Genomic DNA, 25,787 nt, shown 5'->3' on the forward strand with positions numbered 1-25,787 from the left:
ACCGCGTTTTTCAGTTCCGGAACCCCTAGCGATGGCCAGACCCGACAAGATTTCCCGTTTCCTGCCGATTTCCTTTGCCAACGGCAACAGCGTGCGCCGCTTCGGCAAACACTGCCCCAGCTGCCGCGCGATGGTGGGCTCGGAGCATATGGAAGGCATCGCCAGCAAACAGCAGGACAAGATCTTCCTCGCGGCCCAGGCGCGCTGCCCGTCCTGCGGCGCCGGTTTCCCGGTGCGTTGCGTGATCACGGACGACAAGCGCGTGCACCGCGTGCTGCTGCCGCACTGGGCCTTCCGCATGTGGCTGCACATGGCCACCCGCAACGATCCGCAGCCGCCCGGCGACGAAAACTGGACGCTGGAGGCAAGCCCGTCGGAAACGCCGCAGCAAGGCTTCGTGCTGCCCGACAACGCCTTCGTCACCCGATCGGAAGAAGTGCTGGGCCGTTTTCAGGGCGAGCCCATCAACGCCTGGATCGAATATCAGGGCCAGCGCTTCGTGTTCGAACGCGCCGCGCCGCCCAGCGGCGACGCCCGGCTGGATTCAAGCGAGCTGCTGTTTGAAGGCCGGCTGATCTACCGCCAGGCCTGAAGTCTATAGCGCCGCTTCTGCTTCTGAGCGAGGACAAAGAAAACGGCAGCCCTTGGGCTGCCGTTGTCATGCGCGGCCTCAGCACGTGTTTACGATCTCGCGAGCTAAGGCGAGCGTCTGAGAAAGCGGAATGTGCACGTGGTACATGAGCATGTTGAGCTTGTACTCACCGTGTAACGCTCCGCGACGCGCAGCAGATTATGAACAGCTTCTCAGTGCGCCGCGGCCGGGTAGCGCTCTCTGACCCAAGTCTCGAAACGGCGGCACATTTCCGCCTCCCCGGCCTCGTTGTCGGCGATCAGCTCGGCGCCGTGCACCAGCCGTATCGTCGCGTCCAGCCGCTCCGGGTAATCCCGCGCGTAGTTCCGCTCCGCGGCGGCGGCGATCTGCCGCTCCGCCTCTTGCCAGGCCTCGGCCGCGCTGCGCTTGCAGGCCTCCGCCAGATAAAGGGCGTTGAAATGCTCGCCGGTCAGGCTCAGCAAGGTGGCGTCGTGGCTGAGGCTGTTGCCCGGCGCCCAGTAATGCTCGGCCAGCAGCGGGCCGATCGCCGGGTTGTCGGTCAGATAGCCGTATTCGCGCAGGAAATGGGCGCGAGTCTGGTACACCGCCATATGCGCCAGCAGATAGCCGTGATAGGACGCCGCCGATTCCTGATTCAGCAGATGCGGAATCGCCAGCAGCGGCCGCGGGCCGCATTCCACGCCCAGAATCTCGCGCTCGCAACGACGCGCCAGCGCCAGCACCGTCTCCGGCTTCAGTTCCGCCTCCGGCAAGCGGTACAGCTCGCGCTCGAAGTAGGCGACCACGGCGATGGAGCGCTCGGAGAAGGCGAAGAAAGGCTGGACCGCTTCGATGCGCGCGCGGATCAAGGCGTCCGGCATCGCCTCCCCCGCGGCGTTGCGCGCGTAGCGCTTCAGCCAGTCGGCATCGTTCAGCAGGCTGTCGCAGAACATGCTCTGGGTTTCGGCGTAAGCCATCGAAGTGGGCGCGAACTCCTGGGAGAAGCACGGCGCGTTCTGGATCACATTGGCGAAGTGCGCGGCGTGACCGCCTTCGTGGAACAGGGTATTGATCGCACGCGCGCCGCTGCCCACCTGATCCGGCGTGGCGTCGGCGGTGAAATTGATCCGGCCCGGCACCCAGCGTCCATCGTTGTAGAAGCTAGGCACCGGCCCGTGGCAGAAACCGTTCTGATACTTGCCCTTGCGCTCCACCAGGTCCAGCTGCATCGTGGCTTGCCGGTATTGCACGCCCAGCCGGCGGAAACTCAGCACCCAGCGCTCCACCGCCTTGGAGAACGGCAGATAAGGGTCCATCTGCCGGGTGACGTCGCCGCTCATGTGAAAACGCAGATTGTGCGGCAGCAGCGCGTCCTCGCCCTTGTCGTCGGCCAGGCGCCGCAGCGCTTGCTGATTGGCGTCGCGGGTGCGCGCCTCGAAATCGTCGAGCACGGCGAACAGCGCCTCCGGCGTCATCTGCTCGTTCTTGCGCACCTTGTGCTCGAAATAATCGGCGCTGCCCAGGCTGCGCGCCAGCGCGTTGCGCTGTTTGACGATGTCGAGGAAGCCGTTGTCCAACACCCAGCGCTCGAGATCGAGCAAGGCGTCGTGCGAGCTCTTGCGCGCGGCGGCGTCCGGGTTGGTGGTCATATTGATGCTCAACATGGTCAGCGTCGCCTCTTCGCGCTCGCCGCGCTCGTTGACGTGGCTGAGCGCGAGATCGCGGCGCTTGGCGAACAACGCGGCTTCCATCTCGATCAGCCGGCGCATCTGCTCCTGCGCCGCCTCGCTGTCGACGATATTGCTCTCGAACAAGGCCAACCATCCCCGATAACCGTGCAGCAGGGCGTCGCGCTCCGCGCCGGCCGGCTGCGCCTGCAAGCCCTCCAGCGCCGCGCGCACCGCCGTCAGCCGCTCCGGGCTGGAGATGAAGGCCTTGTAGGCGGCTTCCGCGCGGGCGAAACCGTCGTGGTCGTCGGACACCGCCATATAGGTGTCCCAGAACAGGTCTTCCTTGGTCTTGTGCACCGCCAGGTAATCGCGGTTGAGCTGGTCGAAGCCCGCGCGCAGTTCGGCAATCGCTGTCATCTTGCTCACTCTCCTTTGCGCTGTCCGTCGGCCGCTTGTGGCGGGCCGGAACAGTCTGTTTATGAAGTTTGCATTAAGTGTGCGCGAGCGTCCTCCGCCGGTCAAGCGCGGGCCGCGCCCAAGCTAGCCGCGCGCTTCCGCCGCCCATTGCAGGACTTCCCGCCGCGGGCCGGCGAAGGGCGGCGGCACCGCGGACAAGAGCAGGCTCAGCCTCGGCTCAGCGCCCAGCGGCTGCACCACGAAACCCAAACGCCGCGCCAATTGCAGCATGGCGATGTTGCCGGGCGCGCAATCGGCCCAGATCCGGTGCCAGCCCAATTGGCGGTAGCCGAAGTCCAGCATCATCCGCGCCGCCTCCAGAGCGTAGCCCTGGCCCCAGGCCGATTCCGCCAGTTCGATGCCGAAGCCGGCTTCGCCGCCGCGTCCCAGGCCGCGCAGGCCGACCGAACCGAGCAGCGCCTTGTCTTCGACGCGCACGATGGCCAGCTGCCAGCCGCGGCGGGGAGCGTCGCGCTGCTGCTCCAGAAAGCGCAGCAATAACTGCCCGCTGCGCGCAGGCGTGAGTTCTTCCGGCGGGTAATGACGGGCGAACTCGCGGCCGCTGCGCGCCATCGCGTAGGCGGCGTGGTCGTCCGGGCGGAAATCGCGCAGCATCAGACGCCGGCTGTAGAGCAAGGGGCTCAGCATAAGCCGCCCTTCTCCAGCCGCAGCCGGTGAATGCGCTGTTCCAGCTCCTGGCGACGGTGTCGCTCTTGTTGATCCTGGTGTTGAGTCTGGCTTCTCAGCCATGCTTTATCGGTCAACGCCGTGTGGTCGTCGCCGAGAATGTCGCGCAGCAAGTGCCGCGACAGGGGAATAAAGAACAATGCCATGATGGCGTAACCTGTAAAGAACGATAAAGATCATGGACGGCTGGCCCGCGGGGAGCGGGAAGGCGTCCGGCATGCGTCGTCCAGCTTGTGGGGCCGGGCGACGCTGCGCAGTCTGCTACCGGGATGGCATGGCGTCAAGCATAATCTGAGCGAAACATACCTATGGCATGGAGAGAGGGAAGCCGTAGCCTCTAAATCCGTTTACGCTCCTCGCGAGCGGGAACGAGACAGGCGAACGCCGCCGAGAAAAGCGTAGGAGCGGTACGAAGGGGCGCGCCGCGCCCGGCGGGCATGGTGCAGGCGCTCAGCGCCACCAGCCGAGATAACGGGCCAGGCTGGTGGAAATGGCCGCGTCGGTCAGGCCCAATTGCAGGCCCACCATCGCCGCGTAGAGCTGCATGCCGTGTTCGTCCGGCATATAGGGCAGCGCCCAATCGCTCAACATCGGATACAGCAAGCACGCCAGCAACAGGCCTGCCGCCAGCGCCGCGCCCACCCAGGCGCGGGAACGCGCGCGCAGGGCCAAGCGGATCAGAAGATCCGAACCGAAGAAAACCACGCTAACCAGATAGAGCGCCATGACGCGCCTCCTTGCAAAATATTGACCATGTCACTCCGCCGCCGGCGGCACGAGGGCGGCTCGGAGCGAATGCTTGTTTTTGGGGCAATCAGGGGCGGCAACGCATTGCAATGATGCATGGGCGGCGCGGTGCAACCGCGCTCGGTGCTTTTGAACGGCTGGCGCGGGCCGGATTCGGCTCGGCAATGGGCCGACGCCGGAAACACTCGGCGACGGCCCATTGAGTGGTTTATAGCAGACTCTCCTAATGAAAACAGCCCGCGTTTCTTGCGAAACGCGGGCTGCTCCAAACGCGGAAAAACTCAGGTCGCGGCGGCGCGTCGCCCCTGCCACATCTGCAGCAGACCGGCGGCGGAGTACAGCAGCAGCGCCGCCCAGATCAGGCCGAAACCCAGCGCGCGGCCGCTGTCGAACGCCTCTCCGAACAAGAGCACGCCCAGCGCCAGCTGGATGCTGGGGCCGATGTACTGGATCACTCCCACCGTCGCCAGCTTGAGCCGGCGCGCGCCGGCGGCGAACAGCAGCAAGGGCACCGCGGTCACCACGCCGGCGCCTATCAGCAAACCGGTCTGCGCGGCGGAGCCATGGCCGAAAGCGCCCTGCCCCTGCCATTCAAACCAGACCAGGGCCAGCGCCGCCAGCGGCGTCATCAGGAAGGTTTCCAAAGCCAGGCCCTCCAGCGAGGCCAAGGGCGCCTTCTTGCGCAGCAGGCCGTACAAGCCGAAGGTGGCCGCCAGCGACAGCGCGATCCACGGCAAGGCGCCGGCGCTGTAAGTGATCCAGGCCACGCCGGCCGCCGCCAGCAGCAAGGCGGCGTTCTGCAGCCCGCTCAAGCGCTCGGACAGAAAGATCCGGCCCAACAACACATTGAACAGCGGATTGATGAAATAGCCCAGGCTGCCCTCCACCACGTGGCCGGCATTCACCGCCCAGATATAGATCAGCCAGTTCAGCGACAGCAGCAAGGAAGACAGGCCGAAGATGCCCAGTTTGCGCGGCTCGCGCACCGCGGCCGGCAGCCAGCCCCAATGATTGCGCGCGGTCAGCACCGCCGCGACGAACACCGCAGACCAGACAATGCGGTGGCACAGAATTTGCAAAGCCGGGACATCGTGCAGCGGCTTCCAGTACAAAGGAAACAGACCCCAACAGATGAAGGCGGCAACGGTGAAAACGACGCCGCGGCCGCTTTCGGAGGTAGAAGAAACTGAACTCATGGGATTTCACACAGCAAGGGAGGGGGTCAGGATGACAGCTTAACCAAATTGCCTCAGCGGAAAAACCGCTATTCAATCAACAGATTGTTCAATATTTAAAACAATGACTTTCCGGATGGCAAACATGCTGCGCTGGCACAATCGCCGCAGTCGCCGTCCAATTCAGTCAATCTCTTTGACGTTGACGTAAACGTAACTTATAGTCCGATCAAATAGAGAAAAGACTCTAGAAACCAGCCCCGGACCAGGGACCGCGCCGGCATGCAAAACATGCCGGCGATCAAAAAAACACCGGCTGGAAGATGGAGCTCAACCGCTGACAGCAAAGGAGAAGCCGTCGGCGCCGCACAGACCGCACACATGCGGCGGGCGCAGACACACCGGGCCGCCGCCCTTGCATAGAACCTGTTCAATGTCTGCCGCGCTCAACGCGCGAAACGTGAAACAGGCTCTCATAAGGGCGGTGACACCGGGCCAGCGGGTCTAAAACTTAAGGAGAAGGCCGGCCGAACGCGCCCACAAGGCGCAGGCCGGCCCCATCGCCACAAGCGATGGGACGTCCGCCGCGCGGCGGACGCGCCCGAGAATGACAGGAGGAGAAACCATGTCGATCCGCCACGCAGACCTGGAAGAAAAATACACGGCCCCCACCGGCCAGGTGCTGATGACCGGGATTCAGGCGCTGGTGCGCCTGCCCATGCTGCAACAACAACTGGACCGCGCCGCCGGGCTCAATACCGCCGGCTACGTCACCGGCTACCGCGGCTCCCCGCTGGGCAATGTCGACCAGACCATGCAGAAGGCCGGCAAATACCTGAAGGAACACAATGTGGTGTTCCACCCCGGCCTCAACGAGGACCTGGCCGCCACCGCGGTCTGGGGCACCCAGCAGGTGAATATGTTCGACGGCCCCAAATACGACGGCGTCTACGCGCTGTGGTACGGCAAGGGTCCGGGCGTGGACCGCTCCGGCGACGTGCTCAAGCACGGCAATGCCGCCGGCACCAGCCGCCACGGCGGCGTGCTGCTGGTGGCCGGCGACGACCACGCGGCCAAGTCGTCCACCTTCCCGCATCAATCCGACCACATCCTCGCCGCCAGCATGATTCCGGTGCTCAGCCCGTCCGGGGTACAGGAAATCCTGGACTACGGCCTGCACGGCTGGGCGATGAGCCGCTATTCCGGCTGTTGGGTGTCGATCAAGGCGATCTCCGACACCATCGAAAGCTCCGCCATCGTCGACATCTCCCCGGAACGGCTGCAGTTCAAGATTCCGGAAGACTTTCCCTTGCCCGAGGACGGCCTCAACATCCGCTGGCCGGACGCGCCGCTGGCGCAGGAAAAACGCGTGCTGCACCACCGCCTGTACGCGGCGCTGGCCTATGCCCGCGCAAACAAGCTGAACCACATCACGCTGGATTCCCCCAAGCCGCGGCTGGGCATCATCACCTGTGGCAAAAGCTATCTGGACGTGATGCAGGCGCTGGACGATCTGGGCATAGACGAGGCGCTGGCCGCCGACATCGGCCTGCGCATCTTCAAGGTGGGCATGGTCTGGCCGCTGGAGCCGGAGGGCGTGCGCCAGTTCGCAGAAGGCCTGGAAGAGATCCTGGTGGTGGAGGAAAAACGCCAGATCATCGAATACCAGTTGAAAGAGCAGCTGTACAACTGGCGCGACGACGTGCGCCCGCGCGTGGTGGGCAAGTTCGCCGAAAAAGGCGAATGGGCGCTGCCGCACGGCGACTGGCTGCTGCCGGCCGCCGGCGAGCTGACCCCGGCGATGATCGCCCGCGCCATCGCCGGCCGGCTGGCGCTGATCTTCGACAGCCCCATCATCCACGACAGGCTGAAGTTCTACGACGACAAGGAAGCCCAGCTGGTCAAACCGCGCGAGTCCATCGCCCGCGTGCCCCACTACTGCTCCGGCTGTCCGCACAACACCAGCACCAAGGTGCCGGAAGGCAGCCGCGCCGTCGCCGGCATCGGCTGCCACTATATGGCGCACTGGATTCAGGCAGACAGCACCAAGACCTTCACCCAGATGGGCGGCGAAGGCATCACCTGGGTGGGCCAGGCGCCGTTTACCCACACCAAGCACATTTTCACCAATCTGGGCGACGGCACCTACTTCCACTCCGGCTTGCTGGCCATCCGCGCCGCCGTGGCCGCCAAGGTCAACATCACCTACAAGATCCTGTACAACGACGCGGTGGCGATGACCGGCGGCCAGCACGTGGACGGCTATCTGGACGTGCCCATGATCACCCGCCAGCTGGCGGCGGAAGGCATCAAGCGCATCGTGATCACCAGCGACGATCCGGACAAATACCAGAACGTCCAGGGCCTGGCGGCCGGCGTGGAAGTCTTCCACCGCCGCGAACTGGACCGGCTGCAAAAAGAACTGCGCGAAGTCGAAGGCACCACCATTCTGATCCACGATCAGACCTGCGCCGCCGAGAAGCGCCGCCGCCGCAAACGCGGCGACTACCCCGACCCGGCCAAGCGCGCCTTCATCAACCAGCAGGTCTGCGAAGGCTGCGGCGATTGCGGCCAGAAATCCGGCTGTCTGTCGGTGTTGCCGGTGGAAACCCCGCTGGGCCGCAAACGCAAGATCGACCAGTCCAGCTGCAATAAGGATTACTCCTGCGTAGAGGGCTTCTGCCCCAGCTTCGTCACCGTGGAAGGCGGCCAGCTGAAGAAATCCGCCGGCAGCAGCGCCAGCCTGGGTGCGATGCCGGCGCTGCCGGAGCCGACGATTCCGCAGCTCCACGAACCGTTCAGCATCATGGTCACCGGCGTCGGCGGCACCGGCGTGGTCACCATAGGCCAGGTGCTGGGCATGGCCGCCTATCTGGACCGCAAGGGCGTCACCGTGCTGGACATGGCCGGCCTGGCGCAGAAAGGCGGTTCGGTGTGGTCGCATGTGCGCATCGCCGACAGCCAGGACAAGCTGCACGCGGTGCGCATCGCCGCCGGCGACGCCAACCTGGTGCTGGGCTGCGATCTGGTGGTCACCGCCGCCGAGGAGGCGCTGGCCAAGATGCGCGACGGCTTCAGCCACGCCATCGTCAACAACTACGAATCGCCGACCAGCGCCTTCCTGAAAAACCCGGACGTGCGCTTCCCCAGCAAGGCGATGAAGGACGCCGTCGTCGAATCGGTGGGCGCCGGCCGCTACAGCGAGGTCAACGCCACCCGGCTGGCCACCTCGCTGCTGGGCGACGCCATCGCCAGCAATATGTTCATGCTGGGCTACGCCTGGCAAAAGGGTTTGGTGCCGGTGACGCTGGAAGCCATCATGGAAGCGGTGCGCCTGAACGGCGCCGCGGTCAAGTTCAATCAGGACGCCTTCAGCTGGGGCCGCCACGCCGCCCATGATCCGGCGCGCATCGAAGCGCTGGTCAGCCCGTCGGCGGTGGTGGCCTTCGTTCCACGTGAAACCCCGGACGCGGTGCTGCACCACCGCTCCAGCGCGCTGACCGCCTACCAGAACGCGGCGCTGGCCGAACGCTACAAGGCGCTGGTCGGCCGCGTGCGCCAGGCCGAGGAAGCGCTGAACCCGGCCAGCAGCGCGCTGACGCTGGCGGTGGCCAAGAACTACTACCATGTGCTGGCCTACAAGGACGAGTTCGAAGTGGCCCGGCTCTACACCGACGGCGGCTTCCAGCGCGAGCTGGCGCAACAGTTCGACGGCGATTACCAGCTGCGCTTCCACATCGGCGCCGGCTGGATCACCGGCGGCCAGCCGCGCAAAGTGGCTTTCGGCCCCTGGCTGCTGACCGGCATGAAGTGGCTGGCCAAGCTGCGCTTCCTGCGCGGCACCCTGCTGGACCCGTTCGCTTGGCAGGCCGACCGCAAGCTGGAGCGCCGGCTGATCGGCGAGTTCGAACAACAGGTGGACGCCTTGCTGGGCAGTCTGACGCTGGACGCGCTGCCGCGCGCGGTAGAGCTGGTGAAAACCTGGGAAGGCGTGCGCGGCTTCGGCCACATCAAGGAGCGCAACTACCAGCAGGCCAAGAGCAAGCAAACGCAGCTGCTGAGCGAGCTGAAGCCGGGGGGCAAAAACCGCCAGGTGGCCTAAGAACCTGTTTAGGATCTGCTGCGCTTCGTGGAGCGTTGCACGGTGAGTACAAGCTCAAAATGCTCGTGTACCACGTGTACATTCCGCTTTTTCACTCGTTTTCGCCTTGTCTCGCCCTGGCTCGCGAGATCGTAAATAGGTTCTAAGTTGAACAGATTGAAGTTGCTGTAAACGTAGTACCCGAGTGTTCCTACAGCTTGCGGGCGTCGACCAAGGTCGACGCCCTTTTTTTACCCATTCTTTCTGCCAGAGACACCTTCTTTGAATTGAAAATGCCAATATCATTTTCTAGTATTGTAGGTGGCGCATAGCTGCCACCTCAAAACTCAAACAACCCAATAAGGAAACTCGCCCATGCTCCTGACCCCTCGCCACTGGCTGCTCGCCTCCGCCTGCGCGCTGCTATTGGGCTGCGCGTCCACGCCCGGCAGCGACCGCTGCGCCGACCTGACCCAGCCAGCCCTGCCCGGCATGGCCGCGGTGGACAATCCCGATCTGCTGAACAGCGCATTGGGCCAGCCCGGCAAAGGCGGCCTGTGCGCCGGCCAGGTACGGCGCCAGGAGCCGGCGGATCAAACCGTGACGGTCTACCGCGTGTACGACAGCGCCAAGGCCAATTCGCGGCTGGGCCGCTGGTGGTCGTTCAGCCAGCCGCAAGGGCCGGTGGCCGCCTACCGCGCCGCCAACGCCATCTGCCCAAGCTGGAGCCAGCTCAACCGCATGGTGCGCTGCCAATTGAAAGTGGGCGCCCAGGTGGCGGTGGGTCCGGGCCAAAGCGCCGATTGCGCGCCGGACGCCAACTATCCGCCCTCGCCGGTCAACCAGGTCTACATCCCCAACGCCAGCCCGGACAGCCTGCTGGTGGAGCGCTGCGAGGATCTGGGAGATTTCCCGCCGGCCTCTTGAGCGAGACTACGCTCGATTGACCCCACCCCTCTAAGCCGCCAGCATGGCCGTTTCATCCCAAACGAGGAATCGGCCATGCACCTTATCCTCCTTCTCGCGACCAGTCTAAGCGCCCTGCTGCTGCCTTCCACCCCCACGCTCTCCGACAACGACAGCATCGCCGCCGCTGAGCGGCTGCAGGCGCTGCCCAAGGCCATCGAAGAAACCCGCTCTGTGCTAATGAAGAAAGAAGAAGGTCTGCCAATTATTGGAAAATTGGATGCTTTCGTGGCGAGCTTGTCCGGCGATTATGGTTTCTTGCTGCACGTGGACATGCAAGCTGAACTGGCAAGCGAAGAAGCCAAAAAGAGATTCACCGACTACGCGCCCAAATTCCGCAGCGCAATGATCATGATGCTGTCGTCCTATACCGCGACTGAACTGGCCACGCCTGACAGCAAAGAGCAGTTGCAAGCGCAGGCCAAGCAACTCATCAATGAGTTGATGGAGGCCGAGGAGGAACAAGCGGTGACAAGAGTGCTCTTCACTACATTCACCATCCTGAAGCCATAGGCGTCGAAGGCTGCAATATTCTCAACTCATGAAGAGGCATAGCACTCTGATTCATGAACACCTGTTTACGGCCGTTGGGAACGCTGGGAGGCGGCATGTTGACGCCTCCCGCCTAAGCCATCAGCATGGTCGTTTATTCCAACAAGAGAAACGACCATGCGCCTTAAGCCCCTTCTCGCCGCCGGCCTGTGCGCCGCGCTGTTCCACGCCGGCCCGGCGTTCGCCGCCGAAGACAGCGTCGCCGCCGCCAAAGCCCTGCTGCGGGCGATGCGTTACGACGAGATCATCGCGCAAACGATGCAACAGATGGAAGCCTCCATGCAGCAGCAAATGGAGCAGCAGCTGTGGCAAAACCTGCCAAACTGCGCGGAAACGCCGGACTGCAAAAGCAAGGTCGGCGCTTTTCTGCAGCAGGTGATGAAAACCCAGCAAGCCTATTTCCAATCCCCCGAAACCCGCAAATTGATGAACGAAGTGCAGGTCCAGGCGCTGAGCAAGAATTTCAGCGTCGCCGAGATCCGCGAGATGAGCGCTTTCTATCAGACCCCCACCGGCAGCAAGATGCTGCGGCTGATGCCCAAGATCACGGCGGAAATCGGTCCGGTGCTGATGAAGGACATCGGCCAGCGCTTGATGCCCGAGCTCAAGCAGCAGATGGACGAATTCGCGCGGCGGAACGACGTCCGCTAAACCGGCCAACACGCAGCAAAACGGGGCCAGCGGCCCCGTTATTGTTGTCCAGCGCCCGCGGCGCTCAGCTCTGACGCACCACCATCGCCTGCTCCGGTGCCGGGAAGCCGCCGGCGGCCAGGGTCTCGCGAATCACGCGGTTGCTGTCGAAATACACCTGCCAGTAATCCTGCGGCTTGCAATAAGGCCGCACCGCCAACACCGGTCCCAAGGGCGTGAACTCCAGCAGGCCGATGTCCGGCGCCGGGCTGGCCAGCACATTGGGCACCTTGGCCACCGTCTCCCGCAGCAAGCTCATCGCCGCGGCGTGATCGGCGCTGGCGGCCAACTGGGCTTTCAAATCCACCCGCCGCTGTTCGTTAACACTGAAGTTCTGGATGGTGTCGGAGAAGATCTTGTTGTTGCCGATCAGGGTCAGCACCCCGTCCGGCGTGTCCACCGCGGTGGCGAACAAGCCGATGTGCTTGACCGTGCCGATCACGCCGGCCACGCCCACCAGATCGCCCACTTTGAACGGCCGCAACACCACCAGGAAGATGCCGGCGGCGAAATTGGCCAGCAGTCCGCTCCAGGCCATGCCCACCGCCACGCCGGCGGCGGCGATCACCGCGGCGAAGGTGGTGGTCTGCACCCCGAAGAAACCGAGGATGCCGATCACCAGCACAATGGTCAGCGTCACGTCCAGGAAGGACTTCACGTACTGGCGGATGGTGTGGTCCAGCGACTTGCTGGCCAGCTTGGCGTCCAGCAGCCGGGTGGCGAAACTGATCAGCCAGCGGCCCACCAGCCACAGCAAGATGGCCGACAATATATTGAGGCCGATCTTCACCGCCAGATCGGTCCAGTGAGTCCAGTTAATGGCATCCATTTGTAAATTCCCCTTTTGAACGGTTTTGCAACATGTTTAAAGATAGGAGTTTGCCACAGAAATACCAAATGAATTTTAAATGCGAAACCGCCTCGTCGTTTTTTAGCACCGGTTCAAAGTCCCGCGAGCCGACGCGCGGCGGGCCCTACGCCGCCTCTCAAGCGTCGGACAAGGCGCGGCAGGTCTCCCCGATGCCGCCCAGAATGCGCAGGTCGAAAGCGTGGTCCATGCGCGTGGGCGTGTAATTGATCAAGGCGGTGGCCACGCCGGCCTGCGCCGCCTCCAGCGGGATCAGATTGACCGGCGACACCTCCAACGACGAGCCCATCACCAGCAGCAGGTCCGCCTGCAAGGCGGCGTCGAAGGCCAGCTCGATCAAGGGCACCGCCTCCCCGTACAGCACCACGTCGGGCTTGAGCACGTCGTGACACAGCCGGCAGACCGGCAGCGGGTGATGCAGCACGTAGTCCAGCGCGTGAGTGGTGTCGCAGCTGGGGCAGCTGGCGGTCAGCAAGCTGCCGTGCAATTCCAACACCTGGCCGCTGCCGGCGCGCGCGTGCAGGCCGTCTATGTTCTGGGTCAGCACCGTCACCCGCTTGCCCTGCTGCTCCAATTCCGCCAGAAACTGATGGCCGGCGTTGGGCCGGTAATCGCCAATCAACTTGATGCGGAAGATCTCGCGAAACGCCTGCCAGAACGCCTCCGGATCGCGACGAAAATAATCGATGGACACCACTTCGGCCAGGCTCATGCTGCGCGACCACAGGCCGTTGGCGGAGCGGAAGTCCGGGATGCCGGATTCGGTGCTCATGCCGGCGCCGGTCAGCGCCACAATGGTTTCCGCCTGCTCCAGCATCTGGCGCAGGCGGTGGATTTGCTCGGACATCTATGCATTCCAGCTATTGATTGAATCCACTATAGAAGCTGGCCGCGTCATGCACTCGCGTACCGTGGCCTCAGCTTAGCCGTTTTCATGCCATACGCTCAGCCGGCCGTTGGCACAGGGTATTTGACGGCGTTCTTGGCCATTTTGTCGCGTACCGCCGCGTCCAGGTCCACTCCCGTCACCATCGCCAGCCGCGTCAGGTAGAGCAGCACATCGGCGATTTCCTCCTGCAGATGGGTGAAGCGCGCCGGATCGTCGCGCAGCGCGGCGGCTTCCTCGTCGCTCAGCCATTGGAAGATTTCCGCCAGTTCGCCCACCTCGCCCACCAGCGCCAGCATCAGGGCGCGCGGCGTGTGGTAGCGGTTCCAGTCGCGTTCATCGGCAAAACGCTGCAATGCGGCGGTGAGTTTTTCAGTAGCAATCAGGGCTTCGGTCATCGTTCAATCCGGGTTTCACATGGAACATCAGGCGCTTGCCGCCTCAGAGCCTGTTCAAAAGCTCGCGAGCGAGACAGGGCGTTGCGGCTGAGAAAGCAGAGTGTACATACGGTACATGAGTATTTCGAAGTTGTACTCAACCGTGCCACGTCTCAGCAGACTTTGAACAGGTTCTTAAACCTTTCTCTTATTCCGCCAATTCCAGGCTCACCGAACCGTCGCCATGCTCCGCCGCCAGGCGGAACTGCGGCTGGCGCGCCAGATAGCGCAACGCGCCGGCGCCGGTGTCGAAGCGCATGGCGACGCCGGCCACCGGCAGGATGCGCCAGGCCGGCTTGGCCGCCGGGTCCACCACCTTGCGCTCGGCCAGATAGGCGGCCACCGCCGCGCGGTTTTCATCCGGAGAATCCACCACCACGCGGCTGGAGTCTATGCCGGGGAAGTGGCCGCCGCCGGAGGCGCGGTAGTTGTTGGTGGCCACCAGGAAACCGGCGTTCTCGTCTATCGGCTTGCCCTGATAGCTCAGCTTGACGATGCGATGGCTGTCCGGTGCAACCAGCTTGCCGTCGGCGTCGTAGCGCGCCGGCCGGCTGACGTCGATCTCATAGCTGACGCCGGCGATGCTGTCGAAGTTGTAAGAGCGGAATTCCGGGTTCAGCAGCGGCTGGGTCTTGGGGCCCTTGGGATCGATGCGCAGGAACTGCCCGGCCGACATCTCCAGCCACTCGCGCACTTCGCGGCCGCTGACCTTCACCGCCTTCAGCGTATTGGGATAGATGTAGAGATCGGCCAGATTGCGGATCGCCAGCGGACCGGCCGGGATTTCGGTGTAGTAATTCCAGCCCTGGCGGCCGCCGGCCTTGAACGGCGCGGCGGCGGACAGCACCGGCAAGCCTTCGTACTCGGTGCCCTTGATCGCGTTCTTCACATACCAGGCCTGGGCCTCGGCCACGATCTGCACCGAGGGATCGTCCGCCGCCTGGGCGAAGTAGCTGTAAATCGGCGCGCGGGTTTCCGCCACCTTGCCGCGCACATAGTCCAGCGTCCGGCGGTGTTCGGCGGCGATCAGCTCGGCCACCTTGGGCTCGGCGGCCGCCAGCGATCGCTTGGCCTGCTTGTCGTAGACGGCGCGCAAGCCGGCCTGTTTGCCGCTCACCTTCCAGCCGCCGTCGCCGCGCTCCAGCACCAGGTCCACCACGCCGATATGGTCGCCCCAACGTCCCGGCATCACCGCCGGCACGCCGTTGATGGTGCCGGCGGTCAGGTCCACCTTGGGATAGCCGGCGAAGGCGGAAGACGGGAATTCCGCGTGGGCGTGGCCGAACAAGATGGCGTCGATGCCGGCCACCTCGGCCAGGCCGGCCACCGAGTTCTCGGCGAAGCGCGCGCTCTCGCCTTTTTCGAAACCGGAATGCGGCACCGCAATCACGATGTCGGCGCCCTTCTGCTTGAGTTCGGGCAGATAAAGGCGCGCGGTGTCGAGGATGTCCCTCACCTCCACCTTGCCCTGCAGATTGGTTTTGTCCCACTGCATGATCTGCGGCGGCACAAAGCCGATCACGCCGATGTTCAGCGTCTGCGGCTGGCCGTCCTCGTCCTTGAACTCCCGCTTGAGCAACACATAGGGCTGGAAATACGGCCGGCCGGTCTTGGCGTCCACCACATTGGCGTTGACGTAGGGAAAGGCCGCCGTCTTCAGCGCCTGACCCAGAAAGGGCAAGCCGTAATTGAACTCGTGGTTGCCGATATTGCCGGCGTCGTAACCCAGCCAGTTGAGCACTTTGTAGGCGGGATGAACCTCGCCGGCGCGCAGCGGCTGAACCTTGGCCACCAGATCGCCCAAGGGATTGCCCTGCAACAGATCGCCGTTGTCTATCAGCAGGCTGTTGCGCGCCTCTTGCCGCGCCGCGCGGATCAGCGTCGCCGCGCGCGCCAGGCCGAAGTCCTGCGTCGGCTTGTCCTGGTAGTAATCGTAATCCAGCAGGTTCATGTGCACGTCGGAGGTTTCCAGCACCCGCAGCTTCAGCGGGGCGGCCCAAGCGTTCACGGCCGTCGCGGCCAACAGGGAGGTGAGGAGGAGAGGCGCAAGTTTCACGGGACAGCCTTTTTCTGGTTTTATCGCGCCCGCATTATACGCCCGCCGTCGGCCGCTCCAGATAGAAAGCGCCCCAGGCGCACATCGCGTCTATCACCGGCCGCAGCGTGTCGCCCAGCTCGGTCAGCCGGTAATCCACCCGCGGCGGCACTTCCGCGTAAACCGTGCGCGCGATCAGGCCGTCGCGCTCCAGTTCGCGCAGTTGCTCGGTCAACACTTTCTGCGACACCCCGCCCAGCAAGCGGCGCAGTTCGCCGGTGCGCCGGCTGTCTTCGGACAAATGGCAGAGGATCGCGCATTTCCATTTGCCGCCCACCAACCGCACGGTGGCATCGATGGGGAAATTCAGTTCGCTCATGCGGGCACAGTTACCTCTTGGTGCTTATGAAACAAAAAAGTGCATACTTATCAACAATTTGATCCGTTGTTAGCATGCCCTTTCCCATTTTACAGGAAGCGCCATGAAAACCCTGATCATCGTTGCCCACCCCGATCTGGAACAATCCCGAATCAACCGCCGCTGGATGGCCGCGTTATGCCGGCACCCGGAGCGCTACACCGTGCACTCGTTATATCAGGCTTATCCGGACGGCAATATCGACGTGGCGCGCGAACAGGCGCTGCTGAACCGCCACCAACGCATCGTGCTGCAATTCCCGCTGTACTGGTTCAGTTCGCCGCCGCTGTTGAAAACCTGGCAGGACCAGGTGCTGGACGAGGGCTTCGCCATCGGCGCATGGCCGGAAGACTGGCGCATGCGGGACAAGCGCATCAGCGTGGCGGTGTCCACCGGCATACGCGAGCGGGACTTCGCGCCCGACGGCCGCTATCTGTACCGGATGGAGGAAGTGCTGCGGCCGTTCGAGCTGACCTGCCGCTACCTCCGCGCCGAATGGCTGCCCGGCTTCACGCTGCACGGCGCCGAGCACGATCTGAGCGACGCCGAGATCGAGGCCAGCGCGGACGCGTATCTGCAGCACCTGCAGGCCGAGGCGGTATAAATCCACTCGCCATGAAAAATGCCCGGCCGGAGCCGGGCATGATCTTGTCTGGAACAGCGAACTTATTCCCGTTCCAGTTGGAATTATTCCAGCAAGCCTTCCGCCTTCAAGGCCTGCTGCACGAAGGGCAGCGCCGCCACGCGTTTCTGGAAATCGATCAGCGCCGGGAAATCGCCCAGCGAGCGCTGGACGAACTGCGCCCAGTTCAGGCAGGTGAACAGATAGGCGTCGGCCACGCTGAAACGTTCGCCCAGCAGATAGGGCGTTTTCGCCAGCTGCTGTTCCACCAGTCCCAGGCGGCGGGTCAGCTTGTCCCAGGCCTGCTGCTTGAGTTCGTCGCTATTGGGATAGAACAGCGGCGAGAAGCCCTTGTGCACCTCGGTGGAGATATAGTTCAGCCACTCTTGCAGCCGGTAGCGCTCCAGCGTGCCGTTGGCCGGCGCCAACTGCTTGGCCGGCACCTGATCCGCCAGGTATTGCACGATGGCCACGCCCTCGGCCAGCAGTTCGCCGTTGTCCAGCTGCAAGGCCGGCACATAGCCGCGCGGATTGATGGTGGAGAAGTCCACCCCGCCCTCGGTCAGATGCGGCTGAACCTTGAGATTGACCTTCTCGGTATCGAAGGGCAGGCCGCTGGCGAACAACACGATATGCGGGGACAGCGAGCAGGCGCCGGGGGAAAAATACAGTTTCATCGCTTTTCTCCAGTTCAGAATGTCTCGGGACAAAACGCAGGATTGCGGAAAACCCGGACAGCCTGAGCCAAATCGATGACAGTTGCAACCCTGCCGCCGATAGGGCCGCAGCCTCGGCGGCTCAGCCCAGCAAGGAAACGATCCAGCCCGGATGGATGTTCCAGCCGGCAAAGCCCGCCAGCCAGAAAAACACGCCCAGCGCGCCAAAAGCCCAGGCGCACAAGAGCGGGATGAAATTGGCGGCCAGCGCCGCCACCGCGGCGCAGGCCACGGCGATGGACAGGCCGGCGTCGCTGACGTCGAACAGCTCATGGCGAGCGTTCAACTCCTCGAAGCCCTGCTCCTTGGCCTTGGCTTTCTGCTGCAAAGCCTGCGCCTCCGCCGCGTAGCGGGCGATATCGCCTTGAATCGCCGCTTGCTCCGGCCGCAAGGCCGCCGCCGCCGCCGGATTGGCCAGCGCCAGCAAACGCGCCTGGCGCAGGCTGCTTTCCGCCAGATGCTGTTTGATCTTCTTGGATTGGTATTCGGACCAGCCGTCCACGGCGTCCGCCTTCAAGAGCTGGCGCGCCTGCACGATATTGTCGTCCTTCAGCTTGCCCAGTCCCATGAACACCGACAGCAGCACCACGGTCAGCGCCACCAGGCTGTTCAAGTACTTCTTCTCCGCTTCCACGCTGATTTCCAGTTCCATCTCACGCTCCCGGCTGACGATAGGGGGTTCCCATCGCCATAACGCAATACAGCGTCAAACCGTGGACAGGGACAATGGATCGTCAGGACGATTTTTTGGAAAACAGCCGCGGACGGGAGTCCGTTCCAGAACCGGCGGCCGCCTGCGGCCGGGTCTTCAGCGCCACGAACAAGTCTTCCACCTGCTGGCGCGCCCACGGGGTGCGGCGCAAGAAAGCCAGGCTGGATTTGACGCTGGGATCGTGATTGAAGCAGCGGATCTGGATGCGCCGGCCCAGCTCCGGCCAGCCGTAGTGGCCGACCAGCTGGTTCAGCATCTGTTCCAGCGTGACGCCGTGGGTGGGGTTCTTGGCTTGCGATGCGTTCATGATCGTGTTTTCTGGCTTGGGCGGGCGCAGTGTACCTTGCGCCCGCCGCGCCGCAAAGCCACCCTCACGCGGCCGGCTTGGGCTTGCGTTGCCGCGGCGCGCGCTGGGGCGCGGGCTTGACGGGCGCCGGGGCCGCGGCGGGAGCGGCGTGCCGCTGCGCCAAGCCCATCGCCAGCGCCAGCCGGCCCAGCCGCTGTTGTTTTTCGCCGCTGATGGGCCCGGCCGCCTGCAACAACAGGATGGCCAATTCCAACGAGAACTGGCGCTGCTCCTCAGTGGGCAGCAAATGCTCCAGCGTCGCCAGCGCGCGTTTCTCGTCGTTGCGCACCAGCCAGGTTTGCCGCCGCACCGCCTGCTTGAACTGCTCCAGCGTCAAATCCTCGCCCAGGGCGGTTTCCTGCATCACCCGGCGGATGGCGTTGAACGGCCTCACGTCCACCACGCCGTTGCCGATGGCGACATAGATCAGCAGCCGCAAAAAGCCGTCCACCGGCCCGCCCTCGGCGTAATGGGCCTCCAGCTCCTGGCGCTTGAGCCGCAGCATCTCGCTGCGCTCCCAGCTGCCGTCCGCCTTGCGCACTCCGTATTCGCGCTGCGGCTTCAAGCCGGTCAGCGCCGCGCTCCACGGCGATTCGAACAGGCTACGGAAACTCAGTTCCTGCCAAGCGTCGCGGCCGTCGCGCCAGCCGTCCAGCGCGGTCTCCATCAAGCGCGCGTAGCTTTGCTGCCATTGCCAGAAGGGATTGTCCTCCGCCGCCGGCCGCCGCTCGTCGCGCACTTGCTCCGCCCATTGCCTCAGCCCGGCCAGCCAGGGGTTGCGGCTGGAGAACCAGCGCCGCTCCAGGCGCGACGGATGCATTTCGCGCCACCAGCGCGCGGTGTGCTCATTGCCGTACAAACGCAGCCAGGGCGAGACGAAGGTGTCGTACAACTGCTGGTTGACCTCGCCCACCCGACGCACCACTTCGAAGGCGGCCTCGCCCTGGCGGCCGTCGCCCAAGGCCAGGATGTCGTCGATGTCGCGCGGCTCGAAGCGGATCACATAGCGCCCTTGCAGATATTCCAGCCCGGCCATTTCCGGGTGGGTATCGGTGATGATGGCCTCGTACAGGCCGGGCGGCAGCACGTCGATCAGGTCCAGCGCGCTGGCCAGTTCGCTGTGCTCCTTGTTGGCCACGCCGGCGGACACGAAAATGCCCAGATGGCCCACCTGCTCGTGCAGGCAATAGACGATGGTCTGCTCATTGACGCGGATGTCCTCCACGCTGTGGTACAGATCCGCGATCCAGAACAAGGCCTGTTGCGGCGGCGTGATATTGTCGCCCCAGGAGGCGAACACCACGATGGGCGAACGGATATTGCGCAAATCCACCGCCTGCCGCCCCTGCTCCAGCGTCACCTCGCCGTGGCTCAGCCGGTTGCCGACGAACAGGTTCTGCACAATCCACTCCATTTCCGCCTTGTTCAGCAGATAGTGGCCGCCCCACCAGCGTTCGAACTCCAGAAAGCGTTCGCGCTCGCTGTCCACCTTGGCGTACAGGGTGTAAGGCTTTTTCCAGTAGGTGTTGGCCGGGTCCAGCTGCTCGAAATTGCTGACCAGGTGGGCGCCGTCGAACTGGCCGTGGCCCAGGTCTCCGGCCAGGGAGGCCATCCAGGTGCCGCCGTAGAGGCCGCCGGAATAACGCATCGGATTCTTGCCGGCCACGCCGGCCCAGTAGGACAAGGGCGAACCGGCCAGCAGGATGGGGCCCACCAGCTCCGGCGCGGTGGCCGCCAGCATCGCCAAGGCCCAGCCGCCCTGGCAATTGCCGATGACGAAGGGCTTGCCGGAACTGTGCGGATGCAGTTGATTGACCTTTTGCAGAAAGATCTTCTCGGCCCGCCACACGCATTCAATCGTCTGCTTGGGCTCCGGCACCGGGAAGAACATCACGAAATAACAAGGATGGCCTTGGCGCAACGCGATGCCGATCTCGCTGTCCATCTTGAAACCGCCTATGCCGGGCCCGTGGCCGGCGCGCGGGTCTATCACCACGAAAGGCCGTTTGGCCGGGTCCGGTTTCGGGCAGCCGTCCGGCGGACGGATGGCCGACAAGGCGTAATTGACCGGCTGTTCCAGTTCGCGGCCGTCGACGATGATGTCGTAGTCGAACACCAGCACCGGCGGGTGGCCGGAGGCGGCATGCTCCAGATAGGTGTCGCCGCGCTGGCGCAAAATATCGCAATACAGCACGGAACGCTGCCAGGCATCGATCCAATATTCCACCAAGGCGCCGTTCAAACCGCCCGCGCCCAGCGCGGAGAACCAAGGAAATGAAGAGTCAGGCAGGCTCATGCGAAAACGCTCCGGCGACGATAAGGGAATGCCGCAATTCACTCTAGTTCAAATCCCCGCGCCGGTCGGGAAAAAGCCCGTAGGCAAAACGCTTGCGGACGGGCTTTACATTTGGTAACAATTGACCCCGGCCAACTCATACTTAATTGACAGTCGCCATCCAGAATAATGGAGTGATCCTGCCGATGCCGTCCGCCCGCGTCGCAGCCATCAATGGAATGGCCCGCCTATGAAACCGCAGATACCCTTTATACTCGCCAGCCTCGTCGCCGGCGCCGCTCTGGCCGCGCCGCCGGAGCCCGCATGCCCGCCGATGGGCAACTTCGCCGGCCGGTCGTGGAAGATAGACCCGGCCAAGCGCGACGCCTTCATCGCCCAGCACCAGAAAGCGCTGCACGACAAGCTCAAGATACAGCCGGCGCAGGAAGCCGCCTGGCTGGCCTTCGCCAGCGCCACCCGCCCCGGCCCGCCGCCGCCTTGCGAAAACGCGTCCACCGCGCCCGAGCGCATGGAGCAGCGCGTGCTGATGGCGCAGCGCCACCTGCTGAACCTGCAAAAACGGCTGGAAGCGCTCAAATCCTTCTACGGCCAGCTCACGCCCGAGCAGCAAAAAATCATGGACCAGGACAGCCCGCCGCTGATGGGCGGCCGAGGCCAGGGGCCGATGCGCAAACTGCAGGCCGGCCAAGGCAACGAGCCCCACAACTAAGAAGCGGTTCAAAGCCTCGCGAGCAAGATCGGGGCAAGACCTTGCGGCTGAGAAAGCGGAAGGCACCCACGGCAGATGGGCAGGTCGCGTCTCACCAAGCACAGCAGGCTTTGAACAGACTCTAAGCATCGCTTAATCGCCTCGCCGGCAGGACAGAACCTTAAGCAGCCGGCCCCCGACGACATCCCTCCGCGCATTGTTGCAAACTGCTAAGCCGGCCGGCCCGGTTAACACTCGATAACAAGCACCGCCCTAGCCGCAACACTTGCCAGACATCCGTGGTCAATACTGGCTGCATGATCAACCTCGGTAGGAGTCTTCAATCATGACCAAGCTGTTCAAGCCCATGCTGATCGCCACGCTGCTGGCCGCCGGCGTTGCCGGTTCCGCGCTGGCCGCCGGCGAGGCCCCGACGCAAAGCCCGATGCCGATGATGGAAAAAGGCCGCCACATGGACCCGGCCCAGCGCGAAGCCATGGCCGCGCGCCACCTGCAAGGGCTGCACGATCAACTGAAGCTGCAGGCGAACCAGGAAGCCGCCTGGAAAACCTTCGCCGCCTCGATGAAGCCGGGCGAACGGACGATGCCGCCCAAGCCCCAGGCCGGCGACACCGCGCCGCAGCGCATGGAGCGCATGCTGGACATGATGAAACAACATCAGGACGCGATGCAGAAGCGCCTGGACGCGCTGAAAACCTTCTACGCCCAACTGACGCCGGAGCAACAGAAGGTGATGGACCAATGGCACGGCCAGATGGGCCGCCGCATGAGTCCGATGGCCAAGCCGCAACCCAAGTAAGCGCCGCGCGCCGGCCAAGAAAAACGGCAGCCTCCGGCTGCCGTTTTTAGCATGTTGACTCCGCGCCCATCACTCAAGCGCGTCCAAACCACTTGTCGCCGAAGTTAACCAACAACACCCCGCCCACCACCAGCGCCGCGCCCAGCAGCCGAGGCGCGTTCACCTCGCGCAGCGGCATCGCCAGCCAACCGAAACGGTCGAACATCAGGGATACGCACACCTGGCCGGCAATCACCAGGGACAGCATGGCCGCCACGCCCAGCCGCGGCGCCAGCAAGGTGGTGCCGAACACGAACATCGCCCCCATCGCGCCGCCCAGCAGCATCCACCACTCTACCCGGCCCAACTGCGCCAGATCCTGCCATTTCTGACCGGTGGCGACGGCCAGGCCGGCCAGACACAGGCTGCCCACGGAGAACGACACCAGCGCCGCCAGCAGCGTGCTATTGCCCAGCACGCCCTTGAGCTGGTTGTTGATGGCGGCCTGCAGCGGCACCACGACGCCGATGAGGAAAGCGAATAAAGGATAAATGGGGTTCATGACGATCCAGTCGAATCAACGGAGGGTTTCACGTGAAACAGCGTTCACGCCGCGGTGTTGCGATGGAAGGCGATCTTCTGCGGATTGTGGGTATACGCGCAAAAGCCCGGCTTGGGGCCCACCTTGGGATGGTTGCGGCAGGTATTGGGCCGCCGCTCGTAGATAGTGCACAAACGGGTCTTCTGATCCAGGTGCATGCAATCGCCGTTGGCGCGCCGCGCCAGCGTGAACAGCTCGCGCTTGAAATTGAAATGCTGGATCAGCCGCTGCTTTTCCAGGCGCTTGGCGATGTTCTTGATCGGCTCTTCCAACTCGAACTCGTCCACCACCCCCATGCGCACCAGATCGGGCAGCCGCACTTCCACCGGCATGGAACAGCAGCTGCCCATGCAGTCCTCGCATAAACCGTTCTTGTATTTGACCCAGGTGTCCAGGCGCTCGATGTCGGCCACGTTTGATTCCCCGTGCTGCCGGCGTGGCCGGCGATCGTTTATTAAAGGATTGTTCCAAATAGGAAAAAAGGAAAGAGGCGCATTTTACGCGCCTCCCCGCCGCCGCCGCAATCGGCGCGCCGGCCGTTTCAGACCGGCAATCCAGCGCTCAAGACTGTGGTCGCTGCTTGAAGAAGGTCAGGGGCGCGGTGTAGGGCACCTCGCTCGGCGGCGCCGCCTTCAGGATGTGCTTTTTCATCTTGCCCATCACATGCATCTCGCAGGGCCGGCATTCGAACTTCAGCGTATAGGTCTCGTTGCCGGACTTCAGCGTCATCGGATCGGCGCGCACCTGGCCCATCACGCCCTTCACGCCCTTGGCCTGCTTCGGACACAGATTGAAGGAGAAGCGCAGGCAGTGCTTGGTGATCATCAGGCTGACCTCGCCCTCTTCCTCGTGCGCTTCGTAGGCGGCGTCGATGAGCTCCACCCCGTGCTTGCGGTAGAACTGCCAGGCCAGGTTGTTGTAGACATTGGCCAGATAGCTCAGCGTCTTTTCCGGATACGGCGCCGGCGGCTCCAGCGCCGCCTTGCGCGGCTGGCGCGGCCAGGCCTGCAAGCGCGCGGCCTCCAGCCGGGCGATGGCGTCGCGGCGCAGCGCGTTGATCGCCGAGGCCGGCGCGAACCACGGCTGGGACAGCTGCAGCGTCACCTCGTGGACGATGAACATGGTGTTGCCCAGCTTGCCCAGATTGTCACGCAGGCCGGCCAGCGCCTTGTCGGCGTCCTTGGCCGGCTCCAGCGCCAGCGGGCTACAGGCGGAGGTGCTGACGCCGTCCTCGTCGGTAACGCTCAGTTCCAGGCCCTCGGCGTTTTCGCTCAGCGTCATCCACACGCCCACCTTGCGTTCGGCGGACTTCTTCAGCAGCGCCAGTTCCCAGGCGTGGTCGCGGTTGCGGCTGATGTCCACGCCCGGCTTGAGGCCGGCCAGCACCGAAACGTCGTTGGGAAACACCCGCCACAACAGCTCGCCGTCCGCGGTCTTGCCCACTTGCTGCACGGTGTTGGCCTGCACGCCCACCACTTCGCGCTTCTTCATGAAGTTGATGCCGTCGCCGTTGCTCATGGTTTCGCCGGTGGCGATCTCCAGCCAGTCCGGGCCCACCTTGCTGACCACGCCCAGGCCGACGCCGACGAATTTGGGCGAATCGAAGGCGCCGATGTCGATCTTGCGGCCGGTGGCGAAGTAGTCGGTGCCGCCGCGGTGGAAGGTCTTGTCCGGGTCCGGCGCAAAGAAGATCTCGCTGTCGCCGCTGGAGGCGCGCGCCAGCTCCGGCCGCCGCTCGATGATCTCGTCCAGCAGCAGCCGGTAATGGGCGGTGATGTTCTTCACATAGGACACGTCCTTGTAGCGGCCCTCGATCTTCAAGGAACGCACGCCGGCGTCCAGCAAGGCCTCCAGATTGGCGCTCTGGTTGTTGTCCTTCATCGACAGCAAATGCTTGTCGAAAGCCACCACGCCGCCGTCCTTGTCGGTCAGCGTGTACGGCAGCCTACAGGCTTGCGAACAGTCGCCGCGGTTGGCGCTGCGGCCGTTGTCGGCGTGGCTGATATAGCACTGGCCGGAGAAGGCCACGCACAGCGCGCCGTGGATGAAGTATTCGATGGTGGCGTCTTCGCCCACCGCATCCGCCGCCTTGCGGATTTGCGGAATGGTCAGCTCGCGGGCCAGCACCACCTGGGAGAAGCCGGCGTCGGACAGGAAACGCGCTTTTTCCGGCGTGCGGATGTCGCATTGGGTGGACGCGTGCAGCTGGATAGGCGGCAGATCCAGTTCCAGGATGCCCATATCCTGGATGATCAGCGCGTCCACGCCGGCGTCGTACAACTGCCAGATCAGCTTGCGCGCCGGCTCCAGCTCGGCGTCGTGCAAGATGGTGTTGAGCGTGGCGAAGATGCGCGCGTGGTAGCGGTGGGCAAACGCGGTCAGGCCGGCGATGTCCTCCACGCTATTACAGGCGTTGTGGCGCGCGCCGAAGCTGGGCCCGCCGATGTACACCGCGTCGGCGCCGTGCAAGATGGCCTCGCGGCCGATTTCGGCGGTCTTGGCGGGCGATAGCAACTCGATCTGGTGCGACAACAGGCTCATGGCGTTTCCTGACATTTAGTATAGGTGGCCGCGTCGGGCGATGGCGGCCGCAAAGGGGCGGAATTATAACGGAATCATGGAGTTATAGGTAGAATTTTGCAGCAGCGGCTTTTAAGTTAAACCCCCAGGTTCACGGCCTTGCCATGCCGCCGTCACATGCCGCGACTACACCTCCAAATAGTCAAAATCGGTTTTATGCATGTAAA

25 protein-coding genes are annotated in these 25,787 nt (G+C 63.9%); 8 read left to right on the forward strand and 17 right to left on the reverse strand.

All coding sequences use genetic code 11. From position 1 onward, the window contains the following. The first annotated feature begins 31 nt into the window (after nt 1-31). Nucleotides 32-592, forward strand: a complete 561-nt coding sequence (locus JC616_RS23865) for a hypothetical protein (RefSeq protein WP_227105857.1) — start codon at nt 32-34, stop codon at nt 590-592. 212 nt (nt 593-804) lie between these two features. On the opposite strand, the gene JC616_RS23870 is transcribed toward JC616_RS23865, so the two are convergent. The 5 genes from JC616_RS23870 to rarD form a co-directional block, all read right to left on the reverse strand. Beyond that, nucleotides 805-2,679: a M3 family metallopeptidase gene (locus JC616_RS23870; protein ID WP_227105859.1), complete on the reverse strand. Its 1,875-nt coding sequence runs from the start codon at nt 2,677-2,679 to the stop codon at nt 805-807. A gap of 123 nt (nt 2,680-2,802) precedes the next feature. Beyond that, complete coding sequence (locus JC616_RS23875) at nt 2,803-3,366, reverse strand: GNAT family N-acetyltransferase (protein WP_158274391.1); 564 nt, start codon at nt 3,364-3,366, stop codon at nt 2,803-2,805. Beyond that, nucleotides 3,360-3,551, reverse strand: a complete 192-nt coding sequence (locus JC616_RS23880) for a hypothetical protein (protein ID WP_227105861.1) — start codon at nt 3,549-3,551, stop codon at nt 3,360-3,362. The genes JC616_RS23875 and JC616_RS23880 overlap by 7 nt, the downstream gene beginning before the upstream one ends. 304 nt (nt 3,552-3,855) lie before the next feature. Next, nucleotides 3,856-4,131, reverse strand: a complete 276-nt coding sequence (locus tag JC616_RS23885; RefSeq protein WP_081547485.1) for a hypothetical protein — start codon at nt 4,129-4,131, stop codon at nt 3,856-3,858. 302 nt (nt 4,132-4,433) lie between these two features. After that, the gene (gene rarD, locus JC616_RS23890) at nt 4,434-5,348 is read right to left on the reverse strand and encodes an EamA family transporter RarD (protein ID WP_227105863.1); all 915 of its coding nucleotides are present in this window, start codon (nt 5,346-5,348) and stop codon (nt 4,434-4,436) included. A gap of 604 nt (nt 5,349-5,952) precedes the next feature. Here rarD and JC616_RS23895 point away from each other — a divergent pair. The 4 genes from JC616_RS23895 to JC616_RS23910 all read left to right on the forward strand — a co-directional run bounded on the left by JC616_RS23895 (nt 5,953) and on the right by JC616_RS23910 (nt 11,577). Then, nucleotides 5,953-9,429 (forward strand): indolepyruvate ferredoxin oxidoreductase family protein, encoded by a 3,477-nt coding sequence (locus JC616_RS23895; RefSeq protein ID WP_227105865.1) that lies wholly within the window; start codon nt 5,953-5,955, stop codon nt 9,427-9,429. 354 nt (nt 9,430-9,783) lie between these two features. Then, complete coding sequence (locus JC616_RS23900) at nt 9,784-10,335, forward strand: hypothetical protein (protein ID WP_227105867.1); 552 nt, start codon at nt 9,784-9,786, stop codon at nt 10,333-10,335. Nucleotides 10,336-10,410: 75 nt separating this feature from the next. Next, nucleotides 10,411-10,887, forward strand: coding sequence for a flagellar basal body-associated FliL family protein (locus tag JC616_RS23905; RefSeq protein WP_227105868.1), 477 nt, complete (start codon nt 10,411-10,413; stop codon nt 10,885-10,887). A gap of 156 nt (nt 10,888-11,043) precedes the next feature. Continuing rightward, on the forward strand, nt 11,044-11,577 hold the full coding sequence (locus JC616_RS23910) for a DUF2059 domain-containing protein (RefSeq protein ID WP_227105869.1): 534 nt from the start codon (nt 11,044-11,046) through the stop codon (nt 11,575-11,577). Between the two features lie 64 nt (nt 11,578-11,641). Here JC616_RS23910 and JC616_RS23915 read toward each other — a convergent pair whose 3' ends face one another. The 5 genes from JC616_RS23915 to JC616_RS23935 form a co-directional block, all read right to left on the reverse strand. Further along, complete coding sequence (locus JC616_RS23915) at nt 11,642-12,445, reverse strand: mechanosensitive ion channel family protein (protein ID WP_227105870.1); 804 nt, start codon at nt 12,443-12,445, stop codon at nt 11,642-11,644. Between the two features lie 157 nt (nt 12,446-12,602). Next, complete coding sequence (locus JC616_RS23920) at nt 12,603-13,331, reverse strand: NAD-dependent protein deacylase (RefSeq protein WP_107801312.1); 729 nt, start codon at nt 13,329-13,331, stop codon at nt 12,603-12,605. 98 nt (nt 13,332-13,429) lie between these two features. Then, nucleotides 13,430-13,768 (reverse strand): nucleotide pyrophosphohydrolase, encoded by a 339-nt coding sequence (locus JC616_RS23925; RefSeq protein ID WP_227105871.1) that lies wholly within the window; start codon nt 13,766-13,768, stop codon nt 13,430-13,432. Nucleotides 13,769-13,955: 187 nt separating this feature from the next. After that, complete coding sequence (locus JC616_RS23930) at nt 13,956-15,863, reverse strand: bifunctional 2',3'-cyclic-nucleotide 2'-phosphodiesterase/3'-nucleotidase (protein WP_227105872.1); 1,908 nt, start codon at nt 15,861-15,863, stop codon at nt 13,956-13,958. A 34-nt stretch (nt 15,864-15,897) separates the two neighbouring features. Further along, nucleotides 15,898-16,221 (reverse strand): winged helix-turn-helix transcriptional regulator, encoded by a 324-nt coding sequence (locus JC616_RS23935; RefSeq protein WP_107801315.1) that lies wholly within the window; start codon nt 16,219-16,221, stop codon nt 15,898-15,900. A gap of 103 nt (nt 16,222-16,324) precedes the next feature. On the opposite strand from JC616_RS23935, the gene JC616_RS23940 reads away from it, so the two are divergent. Next, entirely contained in the window at nt 16,325-16,864 is a 540-nt protein-coding gene (locus JC616_RS23940) for an NAD(P)H-dependent oxidoreductase (RefSeq protein WP_227105873.1), read from the forward strand. Between the two features lie 83 nt (nt 16,865-16,947). Here the strand turns inward: JC616_RS23940 and gstA are convergent, their stop codons facing one another. The 4 genes from gstA to JC616_RS23960 all read right to left on the reverse strand — a co-directional run bounded on the left by gstA (nt 16,948) and on the right by JC616_RS23960 (nt 20,952). After that, on the reverse strand, nt 16,948-17,559 hold the full coding sequence (gstA, locus tag JC616_RS23945) for a glutathione transferase GstA (RefSeq protein WP_227105874.1): 612 nt from the start codon (nt 17,557-17,559) through the stop codon (nt 16,948-16,950). 121 nt (nt 17,560-17,680) lie between these two features. Next, on the reverse strand, nt 17,681-18,250 hold the full coding sequence (locus JC616_RS23950; RefSeq protein WP_227105875.1) for a DUF4337 domain-containing protein: 570 nt from the start codon (nt 18,248-18,250) through the stop codon (nt 17,681-17,683). 82 nt (nt 18,251-18,332) lie between these two features. Next, nucleotides 18,333-18,617 (reverse strand): VF530 family protein, encoded by a 285-nt coding sequence (locus tag JC616_RS23955; RefSeq protein ID WP_107801319.1) that lies wholly within the window; start codon nt 18,615-18,617, stop codon nt 18,333-18,335. A 64-nt stretch (nt 18,618-18,681) separates the two neighbouring features. Further along, entirely contained in the window at nt 18,682-20,952 is a 2,271-nt protein-coding gene (locus JC616_RS23960; RefSeq protein WP_227105877.1) for a TerB family tellurite resistance protein, read from the reverse strand. 229 nt (nt 20,953-21,181) lie between these two features. Here JC616_RS23960 and JC616_RS23965 point away from each other — a divergent pair, with 229 nt between their 5' ends. Further along, entirely contained in the window at nt 21,182-21,661 is a 480-nt protein-coding gene (locus JC616_RS23965) for a Spy/CpxP family protein refolding chaperone (protein ID WP_107801321.1), read from the forward strand. 325 nt (nt 21,662-21,986) lie between these two features. Continuing rightward, the gene (locus JC616_RS23970; RefSeq protein ID WP_227105879.1) at nt 21,987-22,460 is read left to right on the forward strand and encodes a Spy/CpxP family protein refolding chaperone; all 474 of its coding nucleotides are present in this window, start codon (nt 21,987-21,989) and stop codon (nt 22,458-22,460) included. Between the two features lie 73 nt (nt 22,461-22,533). Here the strand turns inward: JC616_RS23970 and JC616_RS23975 are convergent, their stop codons facing one another. From JC616_RS23975 to JC616_RS23985, 3 genes are all read right to left on the reverse strand, one after another. Further along, complete coding sequence (locus JC616_RS23975; protein WP_107801322.1) at nt 22,534-23,001, reverse strand: DMT family transporter; 468 nt, start codon at nt 22,999-23,001, stop codon at nt 22,534-22,536. Between the two features lie 44 nt (nt 23,002-23,045). Beyond that, on the reverse strand, nt 23,046-23,453 hold the full coding sequence (locus tag JC616_RS23980; protein WP_227105881.1) for a YkgJ family cysteine cluster protein: 408 nt from the start codon (nt 23,451-23,453) through the stop codon (nt 23,046-23,048). Nucleotides 23,454-23,601: 148 nt separating this feature from the next. Then, nucleotides 23,602-25,581 (reverse strand): peptidase U32 family protein, encoded by a 1,980-nt coding sequence (locus JC616_RS23985; RefSeq protein WP_227105883.1) that lies wholly within the window; start codon nt 25,579-25,581, stop codon nt 23,602-23,604. Nucleotides 25,582-25,787 lie beyond the last annotated feature (206 nt).

The organism is Chromobacterium rhizoryzae (assembly GCF_020544465.1).
In the GTDB taxonomy this organism is placed as follows: Bacteria; Pseudomonadota; Gammaproteobacteria; order Burkholderiales; family Chromobacteriaceae; genus Chromobacterium.